The following is a 25988-nucleotide window of genomic DNA, read 5'->3' as shown; positions in this document are numbered from 1 at the left end:
CTATCCCCGTCCGTGCGTGCGCCGGGCCGCCTACCTGTAACAAAACATTGCTGCCGTTTATTGAAAGTGACTCGCATAAGCGCACCCTGTACGGATCGATGCGCCTAAGCGGGCGCGGCCAAAAGCAATCAACATGCGCGGCATCCAAGAAAGGTAGCGATGACCATGAAGAAGACTTTGATGACCGTGCTGCTCTTGGCGCTGGCCGGCACCGCCCAGGCGCATGAGGTGTGGGTGGAGCGCGACGGCTCCGGCCCGGTGCGAATCTATCTTGGCGAGCCGGCAGAAGCAGCACCCGAGGGCGGTGATCCCGAGTTCTCGAACTTGAAGGCCCCCCGTATTCTGACGGTGGAGCGCCCGACTCTGACCCGCAAGGCCGGATACATCGAAGTGATGGTACCACCCGGCGATGTTCGCGTCTGGGACGACAACGTGTTCCAGCCCTGGGGCACTGACGGCGCTAAAGAAAGCGTGGTCTATTATGCTCGCGCCGGTCGCACCGAGGCCTCCGCGCAGCTTCCGTTCGAGATCGCGCCGATCGCTGCGAACTCCAACCGTTTCCGGCTCGTCCGTAACGGCAAGCCCGTCGCCGGCGGCAAATTGACAGTGATCGCCCCGGATAGGTCGTCCAAGGAACTCACCACGGATGCGCTGGGGGTCGCCGAAATTCCGATCGGTGCGCAGGGCCGCTATATCCTTTCAGCGGCGATCAAGGAGGACGGGCCAGCCGATCTGCCAGGCGGCCAGGTCCACGCCGTCCATCACATCACGACAACGACTTTCAAGGCGCCATGACCCTTCCATCTGCGCGCCTCGGCGAGAGCAATCTGGATGTTGCCGATCGTTAAGCGTCACCTGAAATCGCGATAAACGCAGGCTATCTGCGCAGAGCGTTGGTTCAAAGGTTAATGGCGGCCAAGTCCCAATCTCCGGCCTTCAACCCCGCTTTACCAAGCCATCGGCCAGATGCGCGTGAACAATATTGAAGCAACGCAGGCCAAGCCGCCCCATTACACCCCCACGGGGAACCCCAGCACCGATAGGCAGTTGACCGCGCAACCCCGGAGGTCGCCCGATGTCCCTGCCCTTCACCACCCCGATCCAGTTCATCGCGCTTGCGCTCACCCTGCTTGCCGGGCTCTTGCTCGGCATGGCGTTCAGTTCGGCGGGCCGCAAATGGCGGGCGCGGTTCGAGGATGAGCGTGAGGCGCACAACGCCACGCGCGAGCGTGCCCGCGACGAGCTGACCGCCGCCCATGCCCGGATTCGCGAGCTCGAAACCGAGCGCGACCAGATCGAGGCCGAGCGCGCCCGGCTCGATGCCGCGCTCGCCGATCGGCGCGCGGGCGGCGTGCCGGCGGTCGATCCCGTCAACGACGGCCGCGATCGCAGTTCGGCGATGCGCAACTGGCTTTACGGCGGCACCGATGTGCTCTCGCGCATCCGCGGGATTGACGAGCATCGCGAACGCGCGCTCAACGAGGCCGGGCTGCGCCATTTCCGCGACATCGAAACGCTCCCGCCCGAGGACGAACGCCCGCTCGAAGATCATATCGGCGTTCCCCCCGGCACCATCGCCGACGAACATTGGCGCGAACAGGCGGCGCTGCTGCGCGCCGGCAATATCGAGGAGCATGAGCGCCGGTTTCGCTGAAGCCGCCTCCGCCCGTTCCACCGCCTGACAGGGGCAGAGCGCCCCCATTCCCTCTCCCCCTGTGGGAGAGGGAGGGAGCCGCGAAGCGGCGGAAGGGTGAGGGGGACGCCGGCACATCTACCGCCCCCCCTTCCGGGGAGCAACGCCCCCCTCAGCGCACCGGCGCGGCCAGCAGTTCGGGCGTGTAATTCTCCACCACTTCGGCGATCGGCCGGTCGCGGCCGTCGAGCACCAGCGCGCGGTGGCGCAGCACATAGGGCGCGGTGCCGGTCAGCTGCTGTTCGATCGGCCGGCGGTGCGGCTGGAGGCCGCGCACCACCGCGCCGAACGGCACGTCGCCGGTTTCCAGCGCGGCGTTCATCGCCGGCGTCAGCCGCGACGGCACATACCAGTTCTCGGCGACCGACAGCGGCGTGCCCGCGCAGCTGAGCACGACGCTGCGATAGGCGATGCGCTCGTCCGCGCCCACGTTCAGCCGCGCGCGCTGTTCGGGCGAGGCCGGGCGCGCCGCCTTGCGGTCGACGATCGCGCGGATCGGCGCATCGCAGCGTCGCTGGAGCACGGCGGTGGCGGTCGGGCTGGCGAGAAGCTCGCGGCTCAGGTCCGCCGCCGCTTCCGCCATCTGCACCGCCACCGTCGCAATCAGCATTATTTTCCTCGAATAGCCGCCTGCGCCGCCGCAAGCCGCGCGATCGGCACGCGATAGGGCGAAGCCGAGACATAATCGAGCCCTGTCTGCTCGCAGAACGCGATCGAGGCCGGATCGCCGCCATGCTCGCCGCAGATGCCGAGCTTGATGTCGGGCCGGGTCTTGCGGCCGCGCTCGGCGGCGAGCGCGATCAGCTGGCCGACACCCTCCACGTCGAGGCTGACGAACGGATCCTTGGCGTAGATGCCCTTCTCGACATAGGTGGTGAGGAAGCGCGAGGCGTCGTCGCGGCTCACGCCCAGCGTGGTCTGGGTCAGGTCGTTGGTGCCGAACGAGAAGAAGGCACCCACCTCGGCGATCTCGCCCGCCATGAGTGCTGCGCGCGGCAGCTCGATCATCGTGCCGACCAGATAGTCGAGCGTGCGGCCCTTCTCGGCGAACACCGCCTGCGCCGCCTTGTCGACCACCGCCTTCATCAGCTCCAGCTCGCGCCGGGTGGCGACCAGCGGGATCATCACTTCCGGCACCGGCGCCGCGCCCGACTTCTCGGCAACCGCAATCGCCGCCTCGAAGATGGCACGTGCCTGCATCTCGTAGATTTCGGGATAGGTCACACCCAGACGGCAACCGCGATGGCCGAGCATCGGGTTGAACTCGTGCAGCTCGGCCGCACGACGCTTGAGCGTGTCCACGTCCACGCCCGCCGCCGTGGCGACCTCGGCGAACTCGGCCTCTTCGTGCGGCAGGAATTCGTGAAGCGGCGGATCGAGCAGGCGGATCGTCACTGGCAGGCCTGCCATCACCTCGAAGATCTCGAGGAAGTCGCTGCGCTGTTCGGGCAGCAGCTTCTCCAGCGCGGCGCGACGGCCGGCCTCGTTCTCGGCGAGGATCATCTGGCGCACCGCGGTGATGCGCGCCGAATCGAAGAACATGTGCTCGGTGCGGCACAGCCCGACGCCCTCGGCGCCGAACTCGCGCGCGGTGCGGCAGTCGAGCGGCGTCTCGGCATTGGCGCGGACCTTGAGGCGGCGGACCGCGTCGGCCCAGGTCATCAGCGTGCCGAAATCGCCCGACAGCTCGGGCTGCACGGTCGGCACCTGGCCGGCCATCACTTCGCCGGTGGCGCCGTCGATCGTCACCATGTCGCCCTCGCGGACCTCACGCCCGCCGACGCGCATCACCTTCGCACGTGCGTCGATCGACAGGCTGCCCGCGCCGGAGACGCAGGGACGGCCCATGCCGCGCGCGACGACCGCCGCATGGCTGGTCATGCCGCCGCGCGCCGTCAGAATGCCGCGCGCCGCGTGCATGCCGTGAATGTCTTCAGGGCTGGTCTCGACGCGGATCAGGATCACCGCATCGCCGGCATTGGCGCGCTTCTCGGCCGTGTCGCTGTCGAACACCGCGAGGCCCGAGGCCGCACCCGGCGAGGCAGGCAGGCCCTTGGTCAGCACGTCGCGCGGCGCCTTGGGATCGAGCGTCGGGTGGAGCAGCTGGTCGAGCGCCGCCGGATCCACGCGCAGGATCGCCTCCTCGCGGGTAATCAGCCCCTCATTCGCCATGTCGACCGCGATCTTGAGCGCCGCCTTGGCAGTACGCTTGCCGCTGCGGGTCTGCAGCATCCACAATTTGGCGCGCTCGACGGTGAACTCGATGTCCTGCATGTCGCGATAGTGCGTCTCAAGCCGGTCGAATACCGCCGCCAGCTCGCCATAGACCTCGGGCATCGCCTCTTCCATCGAGGCGGGCTTGGCACCTGCCGCCTCGCGCGCGCGCTGCGTCAGATATTGCGGCGTGCGGATGCCAGCGACGACGTCTTCGCCCTGCGCGTTGATGAGGAACTCACCATAATAGGCGCGCTCGCCGGTCGAGGGGTCACGAGTGAAGGCCACGCCCGTCGCCGAGGTGTCGCCCATATTGCCGAACACCATCGCCTGCACGTTCACCGCAGTGCCCCAATCGGCCGGGATGTCGTTCAACCGCCGATAGACCTTGGCGCGCTCCGACTGCCACGAGCCGAACACCGCGCCGATCGCACCCCAGAGCTGGTCGTGCACGTCCTGCGGGAACGGCTTGTCCCACAGCTCCTCGACGATCGCCTTGTACTCGGCGACCAGCGCCTGGAGGTCGGTAGCCGACAGCTCGGTATCGAGCGTGAAGCCGCGATCTTCCTTGGCGATCTCCAGCGCTTCCTCGAACCGGCCATGGTCGAGGCCGAGCACCACGTCCGCATACATCTGGATGAAGCGGCGATAGCTGTCCCAGGCGAAGCGATCGTCGCCGCTGGTCGCGGCCAGGCCCTGCACCGTCTGGTCGTTGAGCCCGAGGTTGAGGACGGTGTCCATCATCCCCGGCATCGAGACGCGCGCGCCCGAGCGGACCGAGACGAGCAGCGGATCGGCCGCGTCGCCGAACTGCTTGCCGGTGATCGCCGCAATATGCGCGATGCCGTTCGCCACCTCGGCCTTCACGCTCTCGGGGAACGTCTCGCCTTCCTCATAATAACGCGTGCACATCGCGGTGGAGATGGTGAAGCCCGGCGGCACCGGCAGCCCGATCGAGGCCATCTCGGCGAGGTTCGCGCCCTTGCCCCCCAGCAGATTCTTGTCGCCCGCACCACCATCCGAAACACCACCGCCAAAGCGGTACACATATTGCGTCATTCTGATCCCCTTCCGATCGAAAGCGCCCCTTCGAAGACAGAAGGGCCGCTACCGCGCTTGCGAAGACTCAGGAACCGCTGATTACGTTGTCGGTGCCGGATTATTTCGGGACGATGACCAATTTGCCCGATTTAACCAAGGATTAATCGGACAATTAAGCGCCTCAGCCCTCGATTTTGCCGAAGTCGGCCACCTTGTGCACCGCATCACGCATCCGCGCGAGCAACCCGAGCCGCGCCGCGCGCTTCACCGGATCGGCATCGTTGACCGTCACGGAGTCGAAGAACGCATCGATCGGCGCGCGCAGGATCGCCAGCGCGGCCATCGCATCCTCGAACTGCTCCGCTTGAATCGCGGCGGTCGCCTTTGGCTCGGCCGCGTCGAGCGCAGCGGCGAGCGCGGCCTCGGCGGGTTCGGGCGCGGGGTTCACGGCGCCGGCTTCCCATTCCTCCTTCTTGAGGATGTTCGCCGCGCGCTTGTAGCCGGCGAGCAGGTTGGCGCCGTCCTCCGTCGTGACGAACGCCTGCAGCGCCTTCACCCGCGCGAGCAGGCGGACGAGATCGTCCTCCCCGCCGAGCGCGAACACCGCGTCGATCAGGTCGTGGCGGACACCGGCCTCGCGCTGCTGGACCTTGAGGCGGTCTGTGCTGAAGCCGTTGAGCGCATGAATTAGGTCCCCCAGAGGCAAAATACGCATCCAGCTGTAGGCAATGGCTTGTTTGCGATCGTACGGAACTTGGAAGCCTGGATGATTTGCCTCATCCTCGAAGAAGAAAGTATCCAACTCAAAATTCAGCTCGTAATCATCCTTCCAAACAGAATAGAGGCTCGTGCTAACGCCGTCACCAAAATCCGCTTGGTATCCGAATGGACGCGATCTAACCTGAGAATAGAACCATATATAAGACCGCGCGATTACGTCAGACAGGTTGAAACGCAGATCATTTTTCAGAGTTATTGCTGCTGACGCTATTGCAGCGCGCCGCAGCGCGTAAGGGTCCTTAGACCCAGTCGGCCACTCTCCAACCGCATAGAACACCACGAGCGTATCCAGCTTGTCGGCCAGGGCCACCGCCACCGTGACCGGATCGGTAGGGACGTCGTCACCCTGCCCGACCGGCTTGTAGTGATCGCGGATCGCCGCGGCGACCGCGGGGTCCTCGCCCTGCGCGGCGGCGTAATAGCCGCCCATCAAGCCCTGCAGCTCGGGGAACTCGCCGACCATGCCGGTGACGAGGTCCGCCTTGGCGAGCCGCGCGGCGCGTTCGGCGAGGTCGGCCAGTTCAAGCCCCTCCCCTTCAGGGGAGGGGTTGGGGGTGGGGCCTGAGCTGGGAGCGAGTCCTTCGGTGGAGGCGGAGTGCCCCACCCCAACCCCTCCCCTGAAGGGGAGGGGCTTAGAAGAAACCACCCCGCTCTCCACCAACCAACGCGCGAGCTTGGCGACGCGCTCGACCTTGTCGGCCACCGTGCCAAGCTTCTCGTGGAAGACGATCTTCTCGAGCTTCCCCGCCTGCGCCTCGAGCGGCACCTTCAGGTCCGTCTCGTAGAAGAAGCGCGCATCGCTCAGCCGCGCCGCCAGCACTTTCTGGTTGCCTGCGACGATCTTCTCGCCGCCATCGGCCGCGTCGATATTCGCCACGCAGACGAACGCATTGGCCAACTTACCCGCAGCATCCCGGCACACGAAATATTTCTGGTTCACCCGCGCGGTGAGTTGGATCACCTCGGGCGGCACCGCCAGGAAGGCTTCGTCGAAGCGGCCGAGCAGCGGCATCGGCCATTCGGTCAGCCCGGCATTCTCGAACAGCAGGCCCTCGTCCTCGATCAGGCTGAGCCCGGCCTTCTGCGCCGCCATCTTCGCGCCCAGCGCGATGATGTTGCGCCGCTCGGCCCCGTCGACGATCACATGGGCTTCGCGCAGCTTCTCGACATAGTCGTCCGCCGAACCGATCGTGATCGCACCCGGATGATGGAAGCGATGCCCCACCGTCGCCGCACCGCTCACCACGCCGGCGATCTCGCACGGCACCACCTCGCTGCCGAACAGCGCGACGATGCCCTGTAGCGGGCGCACCCAGCGCAGGCTCTCGGTGGAGAGCGAGTCCGCCCCCCAGCGCATCGACTTGGGCCATGGGAAGGCGCGGATCACCGCGGGGATCGCGGCGGCCAGCACTTCCGCCGTCGCGCGGCCGGGCTTGTCTACAATCGCGAACAGCACGCCGTCGCGCTCGACCAGTTGGTCGGCGGTGAGGCCCGTCTTGCGCAGAAAGCCTTCCAGCGCCTGGGGCGGCGCGCCGACGCGCGGGCCCTTGGTCTCCTCGGAGACGGCGGCAGTCTGCTCGGGCAGGCCCTTGAGGATCAGCGCGAGCCGGCGCGGCGTGGCATAGGACACCACCTCGACGGCCTTGAGGCCGGCCCTGTCCAGCTCGGCGGCGAACAGGCGCGCAAGATCCTCCCGCGCCTTTTCCTGCATGCGGGCGGGGATTTCTTCAGAGCGGAGCTCGAGGAGGAAGTCGGTCATGATTTCTTTTCACGCGAAGGCGCGAAGGCGCAAAGGAAGGAAAGGGTTTCGCGCAGAGGCGCGGAGGACGCAGAGGCGGAAGCGAGCGTTGCGGCGTCAGCCGCCTCAAAAGCGGTTGCGGAAAGAGGGCCGCTGGCGCGGCAGAGACGACGCCCCCTCTGCGCTCTCTGCGCCTCTGCGCGCAAAATCTTCTTCGCGCCTTCGCGCCTTCGCGTGAAACGAGGGAGCATCACGCCATCCACCCGTTCTTTTCCATCCACGCCGCACAGGCCCCCTTCGCCAGATCGCGCACCCGGCCGATATAGGCCTGGCGTTCCGCCACGGAGATCACGCCGCGCGCGTTCAGCAGGTTGAAGATGTGGCTCGCCTCGATCGCCTGCTCATAGGCCGGGATCGGCAGCTTCGCCTCCAGCGAACGCTCGCACTCGGCCGCGGCCTTGCGGAACAGGTCGAACAGCGCATCGGTATCGGCGATCTCGAAGTTCCACTTCGACATCTCGCGCTCATTCTCCAGGAACACGTCGCCATAGGTCACGCCCGCATCGTTGAAGGCGAGATCGTACACGCTGTCCTTGTTCTGGATGTACATGGCGAGGCGTTCGAGCCCGTAGGTCAGCTCGCCCGCCACCGGCTTGCAGTCGAACCCGCCCATCTGCTGGAAATAGGTGAACTGGGTGACTTCCATCCCGTCGCACCACACTTCCCAGCCCAGGCCCCAGGCGCCGAGCGTCGGCGATTCCCAGTCGTCCTCGACGAAGCGGATGTCGTGGCGGGTGAAATCGATGCCGATCGCTGCCAGGCTGCCCAGATACAGTTCCTGCAGATCGGGCGGGCTCGGCTTCAGGATCACCTGATACTGGTAATAATGCTGGAGCCGGTTGGGGTTTTCGCCATAGCGGCCGTCGGTCGGGCGGCGGCAGGGCTGGACGAAGGCGGCATTCCACGGATCCGGCCCCAGCGCGCGCAGCGTGGTGGCGGGGTGGAAGGTGCCGGCACCCATCCGCATGTCATAGGGCTGCAGGATCAGGCAGCCGCGCGTGCTCCAATAGTCATGGAGCGTCAGGATCATGCGCTGGAAGCTGAGCGGTTCGGACAAGTTGATCACCCTGAAAATCGTGATGGCCGCTTTGGCGCAGGGCGCTTGGGGGGTCAACCGGGGTGACGGCTGGCCCCTCGCCTCTCACCTCCATCCCCGCACCGCTCCACCGTCATCCCCGCGAAGGCGGGGATCCATTGGCACTGAAGCGGCGGTTCTTGCCCCCAGCGTCCTGGCAAACGGATTCCCGCCTCCGCGGGAATGACGATGGAATTTGAGACGCGAGCGCAGACCCGAACGCGGGATCGTTGAACTCCCCCGCCCCCTCCCCCACAAGACCCCCATGTTCCGCGCGCTCCTCCTCGTCTTCGCCCTCCTCCTCGGCAGCTGCGGCCCCGCCCCGCGCGCGGCGAAGCCCGCGCTCTGGGCGGTGCGCGACGGCGACACCACTGTCTATCTGTTCGGTACGGTCCATATGCTCCGCCCGGAGCTGCGATGGTTCGACGGCCCGGTCCGCACCGCGTTCGATCGTGCCGACACGCTCATCCTCGAACTGGTGATGCCGCCGCCGGCCGAAACGCAGGCGCTGCTCGATCGGCTCGGCCGCACGCCGGGCGATCCCAGCGTCGCCAGCCTGCCTCCGGCGTTGCGCGAACGGGTCGAGGCGGCCGCGCGGGCAAGCGGCGCGCCGCCGGGCAATTTCGACCGCGAGGAACCCTGGCTCGCCGCGCTCACCCTGTCGCTGCTGCCGCTCCAGAAGGCACATTATGACGATGCCAACGGCGCCGAACAGGTGCTGGAGGCCGCCGCGCGCAAGGCCGGCAAGCGCGTCGTCGGGCTGGAAACCGCCGCGCAGCAGTTCGGCTATTTCGATCGTCTGTCGCCCGCCGCCCAGTCGCGGATGCTCCGCGCGACGCTCGACGGCCTGCCGGTGGCGGGCCGCACGCTCGACAGCGCGGTCGCGGCGTGGAGCAAGGGCGACACCGATCTGCTCGCCGGCATCCTCAACACCGATCTCGCCAGCAACCCGGAGCTTCGCGACGTGCTGCTCGTCCAGCGCAACCGCCGCTGGGCGGGGTGGATCACGGGCCGAATGGCGCGGCCGGGCACCGTCTTCGTCGCGGTCGGCGCCGGCCATCTGGCGGGGCGGGACAGCCTGGTCGCAATGCTTGCCGCGCGGGGGCTCAAGGTCGAGCGGCTGCAATAGCGCCGGTCAGAACATTTGAGGAACTTTTCGCTGTCCTACAGGCGCTTCGTGGGTTAGGGTCTGCACCGGCGCGGCCATCGGTTCCCGCCGCGCGGGGGATGGGTTTCATGTCGTTTTCCCGGAACTTTCGGAACCTTCGGCCCGCCTTGCGATTCGCGCCCGTCTCGATTATAGGCGCGCGCTTGTCGTGGCAGGGTCATCCCTGGAGGCCTGTCCGGCATGAACGTTGAAACATTTAGCGCATTGGAATCGACAAGATGAGCGACACGCTTACGCTGTCGGCCGAAACGCGCGACCGGGCTGGCAAGGGAGCCTCCCGGGCGCTGCGTCGTGAAGGCCGCGTCCCCGCCGTGATCTACGGCAACAAGCAGGATCCGCAGAGCATCCACCTCGCCGAACGCGAGCTCCAGAAGCTGCTCAACACGGGCCACTTCTTCAACTCGGTGATCATGGTCAATGGCGAGCGCACGCTGGCCAAGGACGTCGCGTTCGACGTCGTCACCGATCGTCCGCTCCATGTCGATTTTCTGCGCATCTCCGAGCATGCGACCGTCACCGTCGAAGTGCCGATCGTGTTCACCGATGAAGCGCTGGCCCCCGGCCTGAAGCGCGGCGGCGTGCTCAACATCGTCCGTCACGAGCTCGAAGTCGTCGTCGATGCGGCGAACATCCCCGATCAGCTCGAGATTTCGGTCAAGGGCCTCGAAGTCGGCGATTCGCTGCACATCTCGGCCGTCACCCTGCCCAAGGGCGTGACGCCGTCGATCACCGATCGCGATTTCACCATCGCCACCGTCGTCGCGCCGTCGGCGCTGAAGTCGGCCGATGGCGAAGCCGCTGCCGAGGACGAAGCGGCCGAGGGCTGATCGCTCCGCTTCCCTTTGCGGGTTCAAAAGATCGCCTCCGCGCCCTAGGTGCGGGGGCGATTTTGTTTTCAGGGGCCGTGGATCGCCCTCACCCTTCCCACCGCCTCCGGCGGCGGGCCCCTTCCCTCTCCCGTTGGGAGAGGGAGGGAGCGGCGAAGCCGCGGAAGGGTGAGGGTGGCTGCAGCGGCTGCGAGATGGAGGATGCTGATGCAGCTATGGGTGGGTCTCGGCAATCCGGGGCCGCAATATGCGATGCACCGCCACAATGTCGGCTTCATGGCGCTCGACGCCATTGCCGAAGTGTATGATTTCGCTGCGCCGAAGAAGCAGTTCCAGGGCTGGACGCAGGACGGCCGGATCGGCACCGAAAAGCTGGTGCTGCTCAAACCGGGCACCTTCATGAATGAAAGCGGCCGCTCGGTCCGCGCCGCGATGGATTTCTACAAGCTGACGCCGGGCGACGTCACCGTGTTTCACGACGAGCTCGATCTGCTGCCGATGAAGGTCAAGGTGAAGCGGGGCGGCGGCACCGCGGGGCACAACGGGCTGCGCTCCACCGATGCCCATCTCGGGCCGGATTTCCGCCGCGTCCGCCTCGGCATCGGCCATCCGGGCCACAAGGATCGGGTGACGGGCTATGTCCTTGGCAACTATGCCAAGGCCGAGATCGAGGCGCTGTCGGACATGCTCGGCGCCGTGGCAGCCGAGGCGCCGTGGCTGGCCGCGGGCGACGACGTCCGGTTCATGAACGAGGTCGCTCGGCGGCTTCAGAACGGCTGACGAAAAAAGGGGCCCGGTCGCCCGAGCCCCTTTTCTGCTTTGTCGGTGGTGCGGCGGTTACTGCTTGGCGCCGACGATTTCGCCGACGATGCGGGTGTCCGCGCCGTTGACGACGCCCGAGGCACCGAAGACGACGCCGATATTGGCGCCGCTCTTGCCGAAGAAGCCGCCGGCCAGCGTGCCGGACAGCGGGTTGCCGCTGGTGAAGCTGCCGGTGAACTGGGTCTGGGCGATGGGGATCGCGCCCTGGGCGGTGAGGTTGAGGTACGGCGTCTCGGTGCCGCCGCTGTCGACGGTGGTCAGGTTGAGGCCGATCGACACCAGCCCGGTGGCGAAGTTGACGCTGGTGGTGGTGGTGCCGGACAGCCGCAGGATTTCGGTCGCGCCGTTGGCCACCCGGATCACCCGGCCGACGATGCGGGCGTTGTAAGCGGCGGTGCCGGTGCTGGGCATGTCATAGCTGACGGTGTTGTAGCCCCACACCGAATAGGTCAGCCGCTTGGCACCGGTGGTCGAATCGCCGCGCCACCAGTTGGCGTAGCTCACCGTGGTCAGCGTCTTCAGGATGCTGTCGGTCGTGACCTGCGACGGGATGGTGTTGTTGAGGAATTCGAGCTGGCTGAAATTGCCCGCTGCGGCGCCGGTCGCGGTGCTGACGCTGCGGAACACGAATTCGGTGACGGTCGGCGCGGCGGTCGTCTGGATGTTGGCGTTGGTGAAGCGCGATTCCTCGCTCGCCTCGTCGATGACGAAGGTGCCGCTGGAGATGACGTTGCTGGTGGCCAGCTTGACGCGGGTCGACTGCATCTCGGTGCTGGTGACGCCCAGCGTCACCGCTCCGGCGGTCGGATCGCCGGTGTAGCTGGTCGCGGCGTTGATCGTGTAGAATTCCTTAGCCGCCGTCAGCGGGAACGACGTGTAGGTTGCGGTCGGCGTCGGAGTCGGGGTGGGCGTGGCCGTCGAGGTCGGCGTCGGGGTGGCCGAGGAATTGGAATCGCTGCCGCTGCAGCTCGCAAGCGCGGCCGCCGAAAACGCGGCGCCCATGATAACAAAACGGCGAATCATGCGTAACTCCTCGTGAACCCGCGACTTGCGAGATAGCTTTGGTTCCCTGTACCGCAGGTGAGCGCCCCCCCGTCAAGCGAACAACGTGCCCGACGGGCTGGAAAAGCGCCGCCGTTGCGCCTAACGAGCGACCGATCGCGCCGGCTACCCGGCTTTCACGACAGGATTCAAGCACCAATGGGTTTTCGTTGCGGCATCGTCGGCCTGCCGAATGTCGGCAAGTCCACGCTTTTCAACGCGCTGACCGAGACGGCAGCGGCACAGGCGGCCAATTATCCTTTCTGCACGATCGAGCCGAATGTCGGCAACGTCGCCGTGCCCGACCCGCGGCTGAACAAGCTGGCCGAAATCGCCGGCTCGCAGAAGATCATCGAAACGCAGCTCGGCTTCGTCGACATCGCCGGGCTGGTGCGCGGCGCCAGCAAGGGCGAAGGGCTGGGCAACCAGTTCCTCGGCAACATCCGCGAAGTCGATGCGGTCGTGCACGTCCTGCGCTGCTTCGAGAATGACGACATCCAGCATGTCGACAACCGCGTCGATCCGATCGCCGATGCCGAGACGGTCGAGACCGAGCTGATGCTCTCCGACCTCGAAAGTCTGGAAAAGCGCGTGCCGAACCTCGCCAAGAAGGCGGCACAGGGCGACAAGGAAGCCAAGGCAGCCGTCTCGGTGCTCGGCCAGGCGCTCGAGCTGCTGCGCGACGGCAAGCCCGCCCGCCTTACCGAGCCGAAGGACGTCGACGAGGCACGCATCCTCCGCCAAGCCCAGCTGCTCACCACCAAGCCGGTCCTCTATGTCTGCAACGTCAACGAGGAAGACGCCGCGAACGGCAACAACCTGTCGGCGAAGGTCTTCGCCAAGGCCGCGGCCGAAGGCGCGCAGGCCGTCGTCGTCTCGGCGGCGATCGAGGCAGAGATCGCGACCATGCCGGTCGACGAGCGCGGCGAATTCCTGGGCGAACTGGGGCTGGAGGAAACCGGCCTCGCCCGCGTCATCCGTGCCGGCTACACGCTGCTCGACCTGCTGACCTTCTTCACCGTCGGGCCGAAGGAAGCGCGTGCCTGGACCGTCCATCGCGGCGCCACCGCGCCCGAGGCGGCGGGCGAGATCCACAGCGACTTCGAAAAGGGCTTCATCCGCGCCGAGACGATCGCGTTCGACGATTTCGTCACGCTCGGCGGCGAAGCCAAGGCACGCGAGGCCGGCAAACTCCGCGCCGAAGGCAAGGCCTATGTCGTCCAGGACGGCGACGTGATGCACTTCCTGCACAGCTGATCCGGCACCGGCCGACGCCTCCCCTGCATAGAGGAGGCGTTGGCCCCGCCTTCACGCCTCGGCCAGCGCCTCCACTCGCAGCGTCCGCGCCGCACCGACCATCGCGGCGATCGCCGGCTTCACTTCGACCCAGCCGCGCGTCTTCAGCCCGCAATCGGGGTTCACCCACAATTGCTCCGGCGCCAGATGGCGCTGCGCCATCCGCATCAGCGACACCATCTCCGCTTCCGCCGGCACGCGCGCCGAATGGATGTCGTACACCCCCGGCCCGATCGCCGCCGGGTAGCGATAGGCGGCGAAGCCCTCGAGCAGCTCCATCTGCGACCGCGCGGTCTCGATCGAAATCACGTCGGCATCCATCGCCCCGATCGACGGCAGTATGTCGTTGAACTCCGAATAGCACATATGCGTGTGAATCTGCGTCGCATCGCCCACGCCAGCGGCGGTCAGGCGGAAGCAAGCGACCGCCCATGCCAGATACGTATCCCAGTCACGGCGCAAGAGCGGCAGTCCTTCACGCAGCGCCGCCTCGTCGATCTGGATCGCGCGGCATCCCGCCGCCTCTAGGTCAAGCACCTCGTCCCGGATCGCCAGCGCGATCTGGCGGCACGAATCGGCGCGCGGCTGGTCGTCGCGGACGAAGCTCCAGTTGAGGATCGTCACCGGGCCGGTCAGCATCCCCTTCACCGGCTTGTCGGTCAGCGACTGGGCATAGCGCCACCAGTCGACCGTCATCGCCGACGGTCGCGATACGTCGCCGTACAGGATCGGCGGGCGCACGCACCGCGACCCATAGCTCTGCACCCAGCCATGAACGGTGAAGGCGAAGCCGGCGAGCTGTTCGCCGAAATACTGCACCATGTCGTTGCGCTCGAACTCGCCATGGACGAGCATGTCGAGCCCCGCCTCTGCCTGCCAGGCGATCGCACGGGCGGTCTCTTCCTCCAGGAACGCGCGATACTGCGCCTCGTCGATCGCGCCGCGCTTGTGCGCTGCCCGGGCGTGGCGCACTTCGGCGGTCTGCGGAAACGACCCGATCGTAGTGGTGGGAAACGGCGGCAGCTGCAACGCCTCCGCCTGCAGCCTTGCCCGCACGGCATAGGGTGCGGCGCGGTCGTACATCGCCGGCGTCACCGCTGCCATGCGGGCCTGCACCGCCGGATCATGGATGCGGCGGGACGTCTTGCGAGCCGCTGCTGCAGCCGCCGCCTCGGCCAGCGGTTCGGCAACCGCCGCGCGTCCCTCGTTCAGCGCGCGACGCAGCAGGTCGAGCTCGCGCAGCTTCTGCACGGCAAAGGCCAGCCATTGCTTTACTTCGGGCTCGATCGCCGTTTCGAGCTCCAGGTCGAGCGGCACGTGCAGCAGCGAACAGGATGGCGCGAGCACCAGGTCGCGGGTCGCCGCGACCGGTTCCAGCAGCGCGAGCAGCACGTCGAGATCGGCGCGCCAGACATTGCGGCCGTCGATCACGCCCAGCGACAGCAGCATCTGCGGCGGCACGCGGCGGATCAGTTCGTCCAGCTCGCCGGCGCCGCGCACCAGATCGACATGCAACCCCGCCACTGGCAGCGCCGCGACGAAGGCCAGATTGTCGCCCAGCCCGCCGAAATAGGTGGTCAGCATCAGCTTCGGTTCCGACCGCGACAAGCGCGCATAGGCGCGCAGCAACGCCCGCTGCTGCACGTCGCTAAGGTCGGTCACCAGGATCGGCTCGTCGATCTGCACCCATTCGGCACCGGCATGGCCCAGCTGGCTCAGAATGGCGCCGTACAGCCCGAGCACTTCGTCGAGCAGGTCGAACGGATCGACTCCGTCCTGCCCCTTGGCCAGGCTCAGCCAGGTCACCGGCCCCAGCAGCACCGGCCGGGTTTCATAGCCGAGCGCCCGCGCCTCGCGATATTCGTCGACGATCTTCAGCCGCCCCAGCGCCAGCTTCTGCCCCGGTTCGATCTCAGGGACGATATAATGGTAATTGGTGTCGAACCATTTGGTCATCTCGCCTGCGGTCGTCCCGCTCGGGCCGTGCGAACACCCGGCATGGCCGGCCCCGCCGCTGCCGCGTGCCATCGCGAAATAGGTGGCCAGATCGGCCTCTCCGGCGGCGGCGCCATAGCGGCGGGGCACCGCGCCCAGCATCAGGCTGGTGTCGAGCACATGGTCGTACAGCGAGAAATCGTTGGAGGGCAGCCAATCGACGCCGAGCGCCTTTTGCCGCGACCATGCGGCCACGCGCAATCCGGCGGCGATTTCCTGAAGGGTCGCGGCATCGATCGCGCCGGCCCAATATTTTTCCAGCGCGAATTTCAGCTCGCGGCGCGGGCCGATGCGGGGGAACCCCAGGCTGGCAGTTGTAACGGTCATTCTCTTCAACCCCGAAGAAGGGGCGCGGCGACCGGGCAAGACGCAGGCGGCCGCAACCGGGGCTCCCCGCTCGCGGACCAACGCGCGTCCGGACCGGGCACCCCGCCGGTGGACATAGAGCGTCGAAGGCAGGTCTCCTGACTTGCGGGTCGTCGCGGCTGGTCTGGCCTTCCCGGGGGCGCGCACGCCGCCAGTGACACGTATCGACCAGCCCCTCGCCGCTCACAGTTGCGGGGGCAGCGCCGGAATCGCACCGGCTTCCCGTCTTAGCGCCGGCGCGGGCGAACCCGGCCGGAGAACCTTGACGCTCGCCTCATTGCGCGGCACGGCTCGCCAGTCAACCATCATATAAAGATTTCTTTATGTCTTTATATCAACCCTGCTCAAACGCCGTCAGGATCGGGCACGGCCCAGCGCTGCCCGATCCGCACTGATGCGCCAGCCGCGCCAGCGCATCGCGCGCCGCCACCAGTTCGGCGATCTTCGTATCCAGCGCCGCGATCCGTTCGCGCGCCAGCGACCGTGCGCGCGCCCGGTCGTCGGTGGTGTCGAGGTCCAGCAGTTCGCCGATCTGTTCCAGCGTGAAGCCCGCCGACTGCGCCGCGCGGATGAAGCGCAGCCGGCGCAGCGCCGCCTCGCCATAGCGGCGCACCCCGGCGTCGGGGCCGCCACCGCGCGGCGGGGTCGCGATCAGCCCGCGCCGCTGATAATAGCGGATCGTCTCCACTCCCACCCCGCCCGCTTCGGCGAGTTTTCCGATCGTCCACTGCGTCATGCCTTGACTCCGTACCATGGTACGGACCCTATATGGGGTGCGGAAGCAAGGAAAGCAGCATGGCATCCGCCTCGGATAAAAGCGCAATTCTCTATCGCATGGTGATGGACAAGCATGTCTGCCCCTGGGGGCTGCGTGCGCTCCATCTGCTCCGCAGCCATGGCTACGCCGTCGACGACCGCCACCTGACGACGCGCGAGGAAACCGATGCGTTCAAGGCGCGCCACGCCGTCGCCACCACGCCTCAAATCTTCATCGGCGACCGCCGCATCGGCGGCCATGACGATCTCCGCCGGTTCCTCGGGCTCAAGGTCCGCGATCCCAAGGCGAAGACCTATCGCCCGGTGATCGCGCTGTTCGCCATCGCCGCGCTGCTCGCGCTGGCGGTCAGCCAGGCGGTCTATGCCACCCCCTTCACCGTTCGCGCGGGCGAATGGTTCGTCAGCTTCGCGATGGTCCTGCTCGCGATGCTCAAGCTGCGCGATGTCTCCGGCTTCGCGACGATGTTCCTCGGCTATGACCTGCTCGCCCGGCGCTGGGTGCCCTATGCGACGCTCTACCCGTTCGCCGAGGCGGCGGCCGGCCTGTTGATGGCGGCGAATGCGCTGACCTGGCTCTCCGCTCCGCTCGCCCTGTTCATCGGCGGTATCGGCGCGGTGTCGGTCTTCAAGGCCGTTTATGCCGACCGGCGGGAGCTGAAATGCGCCTGTGTCGGCGGCGACAGCAATGTGCCGCTCGGCTTCGTCTCGCTCACCGAAAACCTGCTGATGATCGCGATGAGCATCTGGATGCTCGCGCGCCCGATGGGAATCTGACCCGAATGCGCACCGCCCTTGCCACCCTCGCCCTGCTCGCGCCGCTGCCCGCGCTTGCGCAGGAGGACCACAGCATGCACGACATGGCCGACATGCCCGCCAAGTCGACGCCGCAGGATCATGCGGCGATGGGTCATGTGATGCCTCCCTCTCCCGACGACCATCCGATGCCGATGATGCGGATGGGCGGATCGGATCACGCCGCCGGCGGCTCCGGCACCTCGCTTCTCCCGCTGGCCGACGGTCCGATGCGCGGCGTGATGCTGTCGCGTGGTGACTGGATGGTGATGGCGCACGGCTATGTGTGGGGCGTCTATACCGATCAGGGCGGACGGCGGGGCGCGGACGAGGCGTTCGTCGAATCGATGGCGATGCTCAGCGCCACCCGCGACTTTGTTGGCGGCACCACGCTTCAGCTTCGCGCGATGGGCAGTCTTGAACCGGCGATGGGCCAGCGCGGCTATCCCAATCTGTTCGCCAGCGGCGAGACCGCGAACGGGGTGCCGCTGGTCGATCGCCAGCATCCGCACGATCTGCTCATGGAACTCAGCGCGCGCGTCGACACGCCGATCGCGCCCGGCGTGAAGGGCTTTGTCTATGGCGGCCCGGTCGCCGAACCGGCGCTCGGGCCGAGCGCCTTCATGCACCGCCGCTCCGATCGCTACTTCGCGCTCTCGCCGATCGCGCATCACTGGTTCGACAGCAGCCACATCACGTACGGCGTCGTCACCGGCGGCGTGCAGGCGGGCCGCATCCAGCTCGAAGGCTCATGGTTCAACGGCCGCGAGCCGGACGAGCATCGCTGGGACATCGATCCGATAAAGCTCGACAGCTGGAGCATCCGCGCCAGCTGGTCGCCATCCGATCGCTGGGTAGCACAGGTTTCGACCGGGCGACTCAAGCAACCCGAAGTCACCCATCCGGGCGAGGATGAGCATCGCACCACCGCCAGTCTCCACTATAGCGACGGCAAGGTTTCTGCGATGGTCGCCTATGCGGCGAAGAACCGCCTCCCCGGCCCGGTGCTCAGCGCCTGGACCGCCGAAGCCAACTGGGACGTCAGCACCCGCCACAGCCTGTTCGGCCGCGTCGAGAATGTCGCCAATGACGAGCTGTTCCCAGACCATGACGATCCGCTGCACGACCAGAAATTCCGGGTGACACGGTTCGAGGGCGGCTATGCCTATCGCATTCCGCTCGCCAGTCAGACCGAGCTGGCGCTCGGCGGATCGGTCGCCGCCTATGCCAAGCCGAGCGTGCTCGACAGCGCCTATGGCAAGGCACCGGTCAGCTACACGCTGTTCGCCCGGTTGGCGCTGGGCCGGTAATTGCGCTCCATTCTCCGGGACTTCGGCTCGCCGGAGAGAGCACTCGCCGTCTTCTCACCGCAACAATTCCGGCGCATGGGGCCGTCCATGCGCTGGTATTCCAAAGTCGCCGCTGCGGCGCTCGCCGCTTTGCTTCAGGCCTGTGTCACGGCCCCCGCCCTCAGCCCCGCCCCCTCGCCTATCGCTGCGGCGGCTGAGACGCGCGCGCCGGTGACGATCCTGGTCTCGATCGATGGCTTCCGCATCGATTATCTGAACCGCGGCGTCACGCCGAACCTCAACCGGCTGGCGGCCGAGGGGATCAGCGGCCCGATGCGGCCCAGCTTCCCGTCAAAGACCTTTCCCAACCACTGGACGCTCGTCACCGGCCTGGTGCCCGATCACCACGGCATCACGGCGAACAAGATGGAGGACGCCGCCCGCCCGGGCGAGGTCTTCACCATGGCGACCGACGATCCGTTTTGGTGGAATGCGGCACCGCCGATCTGGGTCGATGCCGAAAAGGCCGGCATTCGCACCGCCACCATGTTCTGGCCCGGCTCGAACGTGGCGTTCGGCGGCGAGGCGGCCCGCGGCCACAGCGGCGTAAAGGGAGGCACCCGGCCTGAAGACTGGCAGCAGTTCAACCAGGCCATCACGGGCGAACAGCGCGTCAATGCCGTGCTCGACTGGCTGCGCCGTCCGGCCGCGATCCGGCCGCGCTTCCTGACGCTCTATTTCGACACGGTCGACACCGCCGGCCACAGCTATGGCCCCGACGATGCCCGCACCACGGCGGTCGTCGCCGATATCGACCAGCGGGTCGGCGACCTCGTCGCCGGGCTCGCCGCGCTGGGCCAGCCCGCCAATCTCGTCATCGTCGCCGATCACGGCATGGCCGCGACCAGCAGCGACCGCGTGGTCCTGCTCGGCGATGCGGCGGCCGAATCGCATGTCGTCGAAACCGGCCCCTATGCCAGCCTCACCCCCCTGCCCGGCCATGAAGCAGCGGTCGAAAAGGCGCTGCTCGGCCACCATCCGCATATGGATTGCTGGCGCAAAAGCGAGATTCCTGCACGTTTCCGCTACGGCACCAATCCGCGCATCCCGGCGATTGTCTGCCTCGCCGAAACCGGCTGGCTGATCCTCGACAAGGCGCCTGACAAGCCGTTCGCGGGCGGCAATCACGGCTATGACAACCAGGCGCCGGACATGCTGGCACTGTTCGTCGCCGCCGGCCCCGCCTTCCGCCACGGCACCGTGCCCACGTTCGACAATGTCGACGTCACCCCGCTGCTGCGCGACCTGCTCGGCCTGCCGCCAAAGGCCGGCCAGGACGGCGACGACGCACCCTTCCGGGGACTGCTCGCCGGCCGCTGAAAATGCTTGCCAGCAACGGGTTTCCAATCGAAACTGGTCGCAATGCGCTATTTCGACGACATCCAGGTGGGCGACCGTGCCAGCTTCGGCCGCTATGAAGTCACGCGCGAGGAAGTGCTCGACTTCGCCCGCAAATACGACCCCCAGCCCTTCCACCTCTCCGACGAGGCGGCGGCGAAGACCCATTTCGGCCGGCTGGCGGCGAGCGGCTGGCACACCAATGCGATGACCATGGCGATGCTGGTCGCCTATAACGAGGCGCACCCCCTGGCGAGTCTGGGCGCCGCCGGTATCGACGAGCTGCGCTGGGTACGCCCGGTCTATCCCGGCGACGTCCTGCGCTGCGAAACCGAAGTGCTCGAAGCCCGTGCCTCGCAGAGCCGCCCCGAAATGGGCATCGTCCGCAGCCGGATGACGACCTTCAACCAGAAGGACGAACCCGTCCTCACCTTCATCGCCAACGCGCTGGTCGAGCGGCGGCCGGCCGGCTAAGCCTCAGCGCGAAGGCCATGCCCAATTGACCGGCGCGGATTGCGAGGTCAGCGTCTCACCCAAATCCTTGCGCAGCTCGATCACAAGGCTGTCGGCGGCGCGATCGAGCGCCTCGACCAGCGGCGTCGCGTGCGACACGACAATCAGCTGGCAGCGCTGCGACGCGGTCACCAGCAGCCGCGCGAGTGGCGCGAGCAGATCGGGATGCAGGCTGGCTTCCGGCTCGTTGAGGATCATCAGTTCAGGCGGCCGAGGCGACAGCAACGCCGCCGCGAGCAGCAGGTAACGCAGCGTCCCATCGGAAAGCTCGGCGGCGACGAGCGGCCGCAGCAGCCCCGGTTGCCGCATCTCGACCTCGAACCGCTCGCCCACCGCGAGCGTCGCGCCTTCGAATGCATCGGCGATCGCATCGCGCAGCGTCTCCGCGTCGCCGATTTCGAAAATCGTTTGGATCGCCGCGCCCAGATCGGAACCGTCGCTCGCCAGCACCGGCGTCCGGGTGCCGACCTGCGGGCGTCGCGCAGGGGCATCGCGGTCGGTGCGCAGATCGTCGTAGAAGCGCCAGTTCCGCATCCGCTCGCGCAGGTTGAGCATCTCGAAGCCGTCCGCAGCGTCGGCGCAGTGCATCATCATGCTGTCATAGGCGGGCAGTTCGCCCAGGCGTGCACGCCACTCCCCGGTGCCAGAGTCGCGCAGCCGCACGCGCGGGCCATTGCGGTCGGCGAAGACATTCCTTCGGCCGAGCACCTGCCCGGTCCACAGGCTCTCCGCCTTGATCTCCGGATCATGGTGGAACCGGGTGTGCGACGGGACCGGCAGCCCCAGATCGACGGCATAGCCGAAATCCTCGCCCGCAAAGCCCAGCTTGAGGCTCACCGGCCCGGTTCGCACGGTGCCCTGCACCGGGTAGCGGCCGCTCCGCATGTCGCGGCTGATCTTCTCCGGGCCGGCCCAGAGCGTCGATGCAAGGCCCCCCTCCGCCGCCAGCGAAGCGATCGCCCGCCCCTGCGCAAGTTCGGAAAGGAGCCGCAATGCGCGATAAAGGCTCGATTTGCCGCTGCCGTTCGGGCCGGTGATAACGTTGAGCGGCCCGAGGGCGAGCCGCACGTCGCGCAACGAACGGTATCCGGAAACGGCAAGGCGTGTCAGCATGGCGCCACCCTAGGCTGCGGCGGACGGTCGTGACAGCCGTTCAGCGGCGGCTGCCGTTGATCATTGCCCGTCGAACGCCACTAGCGCGGAAACCGCAATCCCCTCGCCGCGCAGTGCATCGGCGCCGCCCAGTTCGGGCAGGTCGACCACGAACGACGCCTGCACCACCTCGGCGCCTGCCTTGCGCAGCAGCCGCACCGCCGCTCGTGCGGTGCCGCCCGTGGCGATCAGGTCGTCGACCAGCAGCACGCGGGCGCCGGGGGCCAGCGCATCGGCATGGATCGCAATCCGGTCAGTGCCATATTCGAGCGCATAGTCCTCGGCGATGGTCACGCCGGGCAGCTTGCCGTCCTTGCGGACCAGCAGCACGCCGGTGCCAAGCTGCATCGCCAGCGCCGCGGCGAACAGAAAGCCTCTCGCCTCGATCCCGGCGACCAGATCGACCTCGCCCTTCACCTGCGTCGCCATCCGCTCGATCGTCAGACGTAGCCCCTCGGCATCGAGCAGCAGCGTGGTGATGTCGCGAAACATGATCCCCGGCTTCGGAAAGTCGGGGATCGTGCGGATGCGAGCGCGGATATCGTCGTTCTGGTCCAGGTCCATCAATGCTTCACGCCGCGCCACACAGTAAGGTACGCGCCATAGGCGAGCCCGGTGGCAAACAGCAAGAAGATCACGACCGCCAGGCCAACCTGATGCCGCTTCTGCAGCGTCGGCTCCGCTGTCCAGACGAGGAAGGCGGAAACGTCCTTCGCCATCTGGTCCACCGTCGCGCGCGTGCCATCGTCGAACTGCACCTGGCCCTCGCTGATCAGTGGCGGCGGCATCGCGATGTTGAGGTTGGCGAAATACGGATTGAAGTACATGCCATCGGGCGTCTTCATCACGTCGGGGAACTTCGCGGCCACCGCCGGATCGGGCTTTTCGTCATAACCGGTCAGCAGCGAATGGACATAGGCCGCGCCGTCATGCCGCGCCTTGGTGATCAGGCTCAGGTCCGGCGGATTGCCGGTGCCCGCATAATAGACCTTCGGGAAGCGGTCCGACGGCAGATTGTCGCGCTCGCCCCAGGTGCCCGCCTTCTCGTCGAACACCGGCTGCTTGACCGGCCATTCCTGGGCGATCTTCTTCACCTGGGCTTCGCTATAGCCCAGGTCGCCCAGGTTGCGGAACGCGATCATGTGCAGCGAATGGCAGGCCGCGCAGACTTCCTTATAGACCTTGAAGCCGCGCTGGAGCTGGCCCTTGTCGAACTTCCCGAACGGCCCGTTGGACGCGATGTCCAGTTCCTTCGGATGCTTGTGCAGGGCCTGTTCGGCGGTCTGCGCGGGCGGCTCGTTGATGACGCCCATGATACTGCCGACCAGCGCGATCAGCAGCACGCCGACAAAGGCGATGCCGATCAGGAACTTGATCGAACGTTGAAAGAGTGGACCCATGTTCCCTTGCCCCTTTAAGCGGTCGCCGCGGTGTCGCTGATCCGCGATCCGCCCTTGCCGGCAAGCACCGCCTCGGTGATCGAATTCGGCAGCGGCTTCGGCGTTTCAAGCCGCGCGATGATCGGCACGATGATCAGGAAGTGCGCGAAATAATAGGCTGCCGCGATCTGGCTGATGATCACATAGAGCGGCTCGGCAGGCGATCCGCCGCACCAGCCCAGGATCAGCACGTCGGCAACCAGCACCCAGAAGGCGATGCGGTACATCGGCCGGTAATTGGCCGAGCGGACCGGCGAGCGATCGAGCCACGGCAGGAAGAACAGCAGGATGATCGATCCGAACATCGCCAGCACGCCCCACAGCTTCGCCGGGATGATGAAGTCCGCGGTGAAGGCGCGCAGGATCGCGTAGAACGGCCAGAAATACCATTCGGGGACGATATGGGCCGGCGTCGAAAGCGGGTTCGCCGGGATGTAATTGTCGGGATGCCCCAGATAATCGGGGTAGAAGAAGATCAGCGTCGAGAAGACGATCATGAACACGCCCAGCCCGAACCCGTCCTTCGCGGTGTAATAGGGGTGGAACGGCACGGTATCCTGCTCGCCCTTCACGGCCACGCCGGTCGGGTTGCCCGAGCCCGGGATGTGCAGCGCCCAGATGTGCAGGATGATCACGCCCGCGATCACGAACGGCAGCAGATAGTGGAGCGAGAAGAACCGGTTGAGCGTCGCGTCATCCGGCGCATAGCCGCCCAGCAGCCACACGCGGACCCATTCGCCCACCACCGGGATCGCCGAGAAGAAGCCGGTGATCACCTGCGCACCCCAGAAGCTCATCTGCCCCCAGGGAAGCACATAGCCCATGAACGCGGTGGCCATCATCAGCAGGAAGATGACGACGCCGAGCAGCCACACCATCTCGCGCGGCGGCTTGTACGATCCGTAGTAAAGCCCGCGGAAGATGTGGATATAGACCACGACGAAGAACATGCTCGCGCCGTTGGCGTGGGCGAACCGCAGGAACCAGCCGGCGTTCACGTCGCGCATGATCGTGCCGTTCACCGATTCGAACGCACCCGCAGCAGACGAATGGAAATGCATCGCCAGAACGATGCCGGTGACGATCTGCACCGTCAGGGCAACGCCGGCGAGCACGCCGAAATTCCAGAAATAGTTGAGGTTGCGCGGCACCGGATAGCCGGCGCCGACGGCGTTATAGACGAACCGCGGCAAGGGCAGACGTTCGTCCACCCACTTCATCACCGGATTTTTCGGTTCGTAATGGCGCGCCCAGGGAAAGCTCATGCTCGTCTATCCTCACCCGACCACGACGACAGTGTCTGACGTGAATTCATAATCTGGCACTTCGAGATTCTTCGGCGCCGGCCCCTGGCGGATGCGTGCCGCCGTGTCATAGGCCGAACCGTGGCACGGGCAGAAATAGCCGCCGAACGGCCCGCGATTCTCGCCCTCGCCCGCGCCCAGTGGCACGCAGCCGAGATGGGTGCAGACGCCCAGCGTAATCAGCCAGTTCTTGTGGCCCTGCTTGGTGCGCTGCTCCAGCGTCTGCGGGTCGCGCAGGCTGGAAAGCGGCACCTTTTCGGCCTCGGCGATCTCGGTCGGCGTCAGGTTGCGCACGAACAACGGCTGCTTGCGGAAGCTGGTCTTGATCGCCTGCCCCGGCTCGATCGCGGAAAGATCCACTTCGGTGCTCGACAGTGCGAGCGTCGCCGCGTCGGGGTTCATCGAATTGATGAGCGGTAGCACGACGATGCCGGCACCCACCGCCGCCACCGATGCGGCGGCATAGGTCAGGTAATCGCGGCGGCGCGGATTCTCTAGCACCTCTCCGCCCGGGCCGACCGTCTGATCCCGAGAAACCCCATCTTCACGCGTTGCCATGCTTTAGCCCTTGCACTTCGAACCTCTCCGCGCAGAACGCGCGGCTATCGGACGCGGACGAAACAATGCCCAATGCCGGTCGGTTGCCCGACTTCTTATCATGGATTTGATAGACGGCGCGGAGCGGCTTTGCCAACAAGGTTTTTGATTCGAATTCAACTGCGATGGTCCGCCGCCGCAATATTGCACTGCAAAATGACTATGCCTGCCATGATCCGTGTCGCATTGTTTCAGCCTGAAATCGCGGGGAATGTCGGCACGATCTTGCGGTTGGCAGCCTGTATGGGCGTGGCGGTCGATCTGATCGAGCCTATGGGTTTTCCCTGGGGCGATCGCGCCCGGCGACGCGCGGCGATGGATTATGAACCGGACGTCGTCCGCCATCCCGACTGGGATTCGTTCGCGGCAAGCGTGCCTGCCCGGCTGGTGCTGTTCACGACGCGCGGCGGCGTAGCTTTGCCCGACGCGCGGTTTGAGCCCGGCGACACGCTGTTGTTCGGATCGGAAGGCGCCGGCGTGCCCGAAGCGGTGCATGCCAGCGTCGATGCCGCGGTCAGGATCCCGATCCGGGCCGAACTGCGGTCCTTGAACCTGGCGGTCGCAACGGGCATCGGCTTGGCCGAGGCGCTGCGGCAGACGAAAGGATTTCC

General features: G+C 66.6%; 23 protein-coding genes and 1 riboswitch. Of the genes, 11 read left to right on the top strand and 12 right to left on the bottom strand.

The window, feature by feature from the left end; translation table 11 throughout:
* Window positions 1–159 precede the first annotated feature (159 nt).
* Together ACX40Y_RS16670 and ACX40Y_RS16665 are read left to right on the top strand one after the other, a co-directional pair.
* Window positions 160–795, top strand: coding sequence for a DUF4198 domain-containing protein (locus ACX40Y_RS16670; protein WP_459120694.1), 636 nt, complete (start codon window positions 160–162; stop codon window positions 793–795).
* Window positions 796–1075: 280 nt separating this feature from the next.
* The gene (locus ACX40Y_RS16665) at window positions 1076–1654 is read left to right on the top strand and encodes a hypothetical protein (RefSeq protein WP_459120693.1); all 579 of its coding nucleotides are present in this window, start codon (window positions 1076–1078) and stop codon (window positions 1652–1654) included.
* A gap of 151 nt (window positions 1655–1805) precedes the next feature.
* Here ACX40Y_RS16665 and ACX40Y_RS16660 read toward each other — a convergent pair whose 3' ends face one another.
* From ACX40Y_RS16660 to ACX40Y_RS16645, 4 genes are all read right to left on the bottom strand, one after another.
* Window positions 1806–2303, bottom strand: coding sequence for a chorismate--pyruvate lyase family protein (locus ACX40Y_RS16660; protein WP_459120692.1), 498 nt, complete (start codon window positions 2301–2303; stop codon window positions 1806–1808).
* Window positions 2303–4966 (bottom strand): pyruvate, phosphate dikinase, encoded by a 2664-nt coding sequence (gene ppdK, locus ACX40Y_RS16655; RefSeq protein ID WP_459120691.1) that lies wholly within the window; start codon window positions 4964–4966, stop codon window positions 2303–2305. Before ppdK ends, ACX40Y_RS16660 begins: the two co-directional genes overlap by 1 nt.
* Window positions 4967–5129: 163 nt before the next feature.
* Window positions 5130–7487 carry a glycine--tRNA ligase subunit beta gene (gene glyS / locus ACX40Y_RS16650; RefSeq protein ID WP_459120690.1) on the bottom strand — a complete coding sequence of 786 codons (2358 nt, stop codon included), beginning with the start codon at window positions 7485–7487 and terminating at the stop codon, window positions 5130–5132.
* A gap of 229 nt (window positions 7488–7716) precedes the next feature.
* Window positions 7717–8556 carry a glycine--tRNA ligase subunit alpha gene (locus ACX40Y_RS16645; RefSeq protein ID WP_459120769.1) on the bottom strand — a complete coding sequence of 280 codons (840 nt, stop codon included), beginning with the start codon at window positions 8554–8556 and terminating at the stop codon, window positions 7717–7719.
* A 310-nt stretch (window positions 8557–8866) separates the two neighbouring features.
* Between ACX40Y_RS16645 and ACX40Y_RS16640 the strand changes: the two genes are divergently transcribed.
* From ACX40Y_RS16640 to pth, 3 genes are all read left to right on the top strand, one after another.
* Window positions 8867–9730 carry a TraB/GumN family protein gene (locus ACX40Y_RS16640; RefSeq protein ID WP_459120689.1) on the top strand — a complete coding sequence of 288 codons (864 nt, stop codon included), beginning with the start codon at window positions 8867–8869 and terminating at the stop codon, window positions 9728–9730.
* Window positions 9731–9987: 257 nt separating this feature from the next.
* The gene (locus ACX40Y_RS16635) at window positions 9988–10596 is read left to right on the top strand and encodes a 50S ribosomal protein L25/general stress protein Ctc (RefSeq protein ID WP_459120688.1); all 609 of its coding nucleotides are present in this window, start codon (window positions 9988–9990) and stop codon (window positions 10594–10596) included.
* Window positions 10597–10803: 207 nt separating this feature from the next.
* Complete coding sequence (gene pth, locus ACX40Y_RS16630; protein ID WP_459120687.1) at window positions 10804–11376, top strand: aminoacyl-tRNA hydrolase; 573 nt, start codon at window positions 10804–10806, stop codon at window positions 11374–11376.
* Between the two features lie 57 nt (window positions 11377–11433).
* Here pth and ACX40Y_RS16625 read toward each other — a convergent pair whose 3' ends face one another.
* On the bottom strand, window positions 11434–12441 hold the full coding sequence (locus ACX40Y_RS16625) for a transferrin-binding protein-like solute binding protein (protein ID WP_459120686.1): 1008 nt from the start codon (window positions 12439–12441) through the stop codon (window positions 11434–11436).
* Between the two features lie 177 nt (window positions 12442–12618).
* Between ACX40Y_RS16625 and ychF the strand changes: the two genes are divergently transcribed.
* The gene (ychF, locus tag ACX40Y_RS16620; RefSeq protein ID WP_459120685.1) at window positions 12619–13716 is read left to right on the top strand and encodes a redox-regulated ATPase YchF; all 1098 of its coding nucleotides are present in this window, start codon (window positions 12619–12621) and stop codon (window positions 13714–13716) included.
* A gap of 51 nt (window positions 13717–13767) precedes the next feature.
* Here ychF and metE read toward each other — a convergent pair whose 3' ends face one another.
* On the bottom strand, window positions 13768–16077 hold the full coding sequence (metE, locus tag ACX40Y_RS16615) for a 5-methyltetrahydropteroyltriglutamate--homocysteine S-methyltransferase (protein ID WP_459120684.1): 2310 nt from the start codon (window positions 16075–16077) through the stop codon (window positions 13768–13770).
* 110 nt (window positions 16078–16187) lie between these two features.
* Window positions 16188–16395: riboswitch (cobalamin riboswitch) on the bottom strand.
* A gap of 55 nt (window positions 16396–16450) precedes the next feature.
* Complete coding sequence (locus ACX40Y_RS16610) at window positions 16451–16870, bottom strand: MerR family DNA-binding protein (RefSeq protein ID WP_459120683.1); 420 nt, start codon at window positions 16868–16870, stop codon at window positions 16451–16453.
* Window positions 16871–16911: 41 nt separating this feature from the next.
* Between ACX40Y_RS16610 and ACX40Y_RS16605 the strand changes: the two genes are divergently transcribed.
* The 4 genes from ACX40Y_RS16605 (at window position 16912) to ACX40Y_RS16590 (ending at window position 20846) form a co-directional block, all read left to right on the top strand.
* Window positions 16912–17667, top strand: a complete 756-nt coding sequence (locus ACX40Y_RS16605; protein WP_459120682.1) for a glutaredoxin family protein — start codon at window positions 16912–16914, stop codon at window positions 17665–17667.
* A gap of 5 nt (window positions 17668–17672) precedes the next feature.
* Entirely contained in the window at window positions 17673–18995 is a 1323-nt protein-coding gene (locus ACX40Y_RS16600; protein WP_459120681.1) for a hypothetical protein, read from the top strand.
* 87 nt (window positions 18996–19082) lie between these two features.
* A complete protein-coding gene (locus ACX40Y_RS16595; protein ID WP_459120680.1) occupies window positions 19083–20354 on the top strand; it encodes an alkaline phosphatase family protein in 1272 nt (423 codons plus the stop codon).
* A gap of 42 nt (window positions 20355–20396) precedes the next feature.
* Window positions 20397–20846, top strand: coding sequence for a MaoC family dehydratase (locus ACX40Y_RS16590; protein ID WP_459120679.1), 450 nt, complete (start codon window positions 20397–20399; stop codon window positions 20844–20846).
* Window positions 20847–20849: 3 nt separating this feature from the next.
* On the opposite strand, the gene ACX40Y_RS16585 is transcribed toward ACX40Y_RS16590, so the two are convergent.
* From ACX40Y_RS16585 to petA, 5 genes are read right to left on the bottom strand one after another with little or no spacing between them, the layout of a single operon-like run.
* Window positions 20850–21998, bottom strand: a complete 1149-nt coding sequence (locus ACX40Y_RS16585; RefSeq protein WP_459120678.1) for an AAA family ATPase — start codon at window positions 21996–21998, stop codon at window positions 20850–20852.
* A gap of 60 nt (window positions 21999–22058) precedes the next feature.
* A complete protein-coding gene (locus ACX40Y_RS16580) occupies window positions 22059–22601 on the bottom strand; it encodes an adenine phosphoribosyltransferase (protein WP_459120677.1) in 543 nt (180 codons plus the stop codon).
* Window positions 22601–23437: a cytochrome c1 gene (locus tag ACX40Y_RS16575; protein ID WP_459120676.1), complete on the bottom strand. Its 837-nt coding sequence runs from the start codon at window positions 23435–23437 to the stop codon at window positions 22601–22603. The genes ACX40Y_RS16580 and ACX40Y_RS16575 overlap by 1 nt, the downstream gene beginning before the upstream one ends.
* Before the next feature lie 14 nt (window positions 23438–23451).
* Window positions 23452–24741 (bottom strand): cytochrome b, encoded by a 1290-nt coding sequence (locus ACX40Y_RS16570; RefSeq protein ID WP_459120675.1) that lies wholly within the window; start codon window positions 24739–24741, stop codon window positions 23452–23454.
* Window positions 24742–24753: 12 nt separating this feature from the next.
* The gene (petA, locus tag ACX40Y_RS16565; RefSeq protein WP_459120674.1) at window positions 24754–25338 is read right to left on the bottom strand and encodes a ubiquinol-cytochrome c reductase iron-sulfur subunit; all 585 of its coding nucleotides are present in this window, start codon (window positions 25336–25338) and stop codon (window positions 24754–24756) included.
* A gap of 213 nt (window positions 25339–25551) precedes the next feature.
* Between petA and ACX40Y_RS16560 the strand changes: the two genes are divergently transcribed.
* Window positions 25552–25988, top strand: a 437-nt coding sequence (locus ACX40Y_RS16560) for a tRNA (cytidine(34)-2'-O)-methyltransferase (RefSeq protein WP_459120768.1), incomplete at its 3' end; no start/stop codon positions are given.

The sequence above is a fragment of the Sphingomonas sp. RS6 genome, from assembly GCF_054489705.1.
Note: the sequence above shows the minus strand (reverse complement) of the source record. Positions and strands in the feature narration are given on the sequence as shown.